The sequence below is a fragment of the Psychrobacillus sp. genome (genome assembly GCF_056205495.1).
In genome coordinates this window covers 1-2,735 of record NZ_JBAEAP010000388.1, presented here as the reverse complement: position 1 = coordinate 2,735, position 2,735 = coordinate 1, and the positions used below count along the sequence as shown (strand labels likewise).

Annotated in this window: 4 protein-coding genes; all 4 read left to right on the top strand. The window is 37.1% G+C overall.

The genetic code is table 11. The features are described 5' to 3' along the window. Positions 1-380, top strand: a 380-nt coding sequence (gene flgB, locus AC06OU_RS11565; protein WP_475855925.1) for a flagellar basal body rod protein FlgB, incomplete at its 5' end; no start/stop codon positions are given. A gap of 2 nt (positions 381-382) precedes the next feature. Then, positions 383-844, top strand: coding sequence for a flagellar basal body rod protein FlgC (gene flgC, locus AC06OU_RS11560; protein WP_475855923.1), 462 nt, complete (start codon positions 383-385; stop codon positions 842-844). A 19-nt stretch (positions 845-863) separates the two neighbouring features. Beyond that, positions 864-1,169 carry a flagellar hook-basal body complex protein FliE gene (fliE, locus tag AC06OU_RS11555; protein WP_298471135.1) on the top strand — a complete coding sequence of 102 codons (306 nt, stop codon included), beginning with the start codon at positions 864-866 and terminating at the stop codon, positions 1,167-1,169. A gap of 56 nt (positions 1,170-1,225) precedes the next feature. Next, a partial coding sequence (gene fliF, locus AC06OU_RS11550; protein WP_475855921.1) for a flagellar basal-body MS-ring/collar protein FliF occupies positions 1,226-2,735 on the top strand: 1,510 nt, incomplete at its 3' end.

Genomic DNA, 2,735 nt, shown 5'->3' with positions numbered 1-2,735 from the left:
CCGGTACAATTGAGAATTTAGAACGAGGTTTGAATTTCGCATCTATGAAACAAAAGACTATAGCGCAAAATATAGCGAATGTTGACACACCAAATTACAAAGCAAAAAGTGTTAACTTTAATGATTTTTTAGAAAATGCTAAGAAGTCTTCAATATCTGCCTACCGCACAGAAGAAAAGCATTTTAACTTTCAAGCTAGTCAAGCCTCACCTGGAGCATTTGATTATTCCAATTTAAGATATAGCAGTAATGGTAATGGGGTAGACATGGATAAGGAGCAGGCTAATTTAGCGACGAACCAGCTTTACTATAATGCTTTAGTCGATCGTGTTAGCGGCAAGTTAAATAGTCTACAAACAGTTATTAAAGGAGGCGGTTGATAGTGTCAATATTTCATGGGATGAACACTACTGCGTCAGCACTTACAGCTCAACGCTTACGAATGGATGTTATTTCTTCTAATATGGCTAATGCTGAAACAACACGAGCGAAATTGGTCGATGGAGAATGGCAGGCATATAGAAGGAAAACGGTAACTCTACAACCAATAGAAGGCTCTTTTTCTAACATTTTAAATGTAGCAAGAGGAACTTCTAGTAAAAGCGGGGTAGGAAATGGAGTAAAGGTGTCGGGAGTTAAAGAGGATGCAGAAACACCTTTTAAACTTGTATATGATCCTACACATATTGATGCTAACGAGGAAGGATATGTAGCAATGCCTAACGTCGATCCTTTAAGAGAAATGGTTGATCTTATCTCTGCTACTCGTTCATATGAGGCGAATGTCACTGTTTTTAATGCAAATAAGGCAATGCTTTCAAAGGCACTTGAAATAGGAAAATAGAAAGAAGGTTTAACGCTTAATGGCTATTGAATCAGTATCTATGTTTAATGTTGGCCAAGTAAATGCACCTTTGGCAACAAATAAGTTGAGTCCATCTCAAGCACAAGAAAACTTTGGTGATTTCCTTCAAAGTGCTATTAACTCGGTAAATGATACACAGAAGGCTTCAGATGTAGCAACCAACAAACTAATAAGTGGTGGAAATATTGAGCTTCATGAAGTAATGATCGCATCACAGAAGGCAAGTATTGCATTAAATGCAACATTAGAGATTCGTAATAAAGTCGTAGAAGCATACCAAGAAATAATGCGTATGCAGGTTTAGACCTCGGTTATTGTAATATATCGAGCTAAAATATTCACCATAACCGGAGGATAAAAATGAATGAGCGTATAACAAAAATTAAAAGTGATATAACAACATTTTGGAAGAGTCGTACTAAAGGTCAAAAAGGGACTATGATTGGCGGATTTCTAGGTGTAATAATTCTTGCTGCGGTCCTGACCTTTTTTCTTACAAGAACCGAAATGGTTCCTTTATATTCAGAGGTAACTCCTTCTGAAGTAGGACGTATAAAAGAAAATTTAGATTCTAAAGGTGTAGCAAATGAAATAGCTGTTGGAGGGACTTCTATATTAGTTCCAAAGGAACAGAAGGATACTTTATTAGTGCAAATGGCAGCAGAGGGATTTCCGCAATCAGGAATGATTGATTATAGCTTCTTCTCTCAAAATGCAGGCTTTGGGATGACAGATAACGAGTTTAATGTATTAAAGCTGGCTACTACACAAACTGAACTAGCCAATTTGATTAAAAGCGTAGAAGGTGTTAAGGAAGCAAAGGTAATGATCACCTTACCTGAAGAAGGGGTGTTTTTATCCCAAAGTAATGAAACGGCAAGTGCCTCTATTGTGCTAAATACAGAACCAGGCTATCAATTTTCAGAGACACAAATAGCGTCCTTATACAATTTAGTTTCTAAATCTATTCCGAACTTATCTACTGAAGATATCGTTATAAGAAACCAATTCCTAGAGTATTTCGACCTCCAGCAGGCAAATGGTTCTGGTGGTACAACTGTCACAGATCAAATGACATTGAAGAAGACGATTGAGCGAGACCTACAAAGACAAGTTCAAACCATGCTAGGTACCTTAATGGGTCAAGATAAAGTAGTAGTATCCATTACTACAGATATCGATTTTAAACAAGAAAATCGAGAAGAGAATCTCGTAGAGCCAGTCGATGTAGAAAATATGGCTGGAATTGAAATTAGTGCTCAACGTATTTCTGAAACGTTTACAGGCAACAATCCGGTAGCAGGTGGTACTCCTCAAGGAGAGGATGCTACTGATAACTTCACCAACTATGTAGAAGGAACTACTGCTGATGGAGATTACGAAAGATCGGAAGATACAATAAACAATGAAGTGAATCGTATCCGAAAAGAGATTGTTGAAAGTCCCTATAAAATTAGAGACATAGGTATACAAGTAATGGTTGAACCACCAGATGCAGAAGATGTTGCATCCTTACCGGAAGATATCCGAGGAGATATCGAACAGATGCTTGCTACAATTGTTAGAACTTCCATCGACAAAGGTGTAGGAGAACTAACAGAGGAACAAGTGGAAGATAAGATTGTAGTTTCGGTTCAAGAGCTGAGAGGGAAAAATTCGGTTGCTGAAGTATCTTCTTCAACAATCCCTTGGTGGATATATGTAATTGGTGGAATATTATTAGTCTCCATTATTCTTCTAGTCATTAGTTTACTTCGTTCAAGAAGAAGTGATGAAGAGGAAGAATTACTAATTGTTGAAGAGGCAAGAGAGATACCAAAAGTTGATGATATTAATAATGAAAAAGAAACAGAATCTACTTTAAGACGTA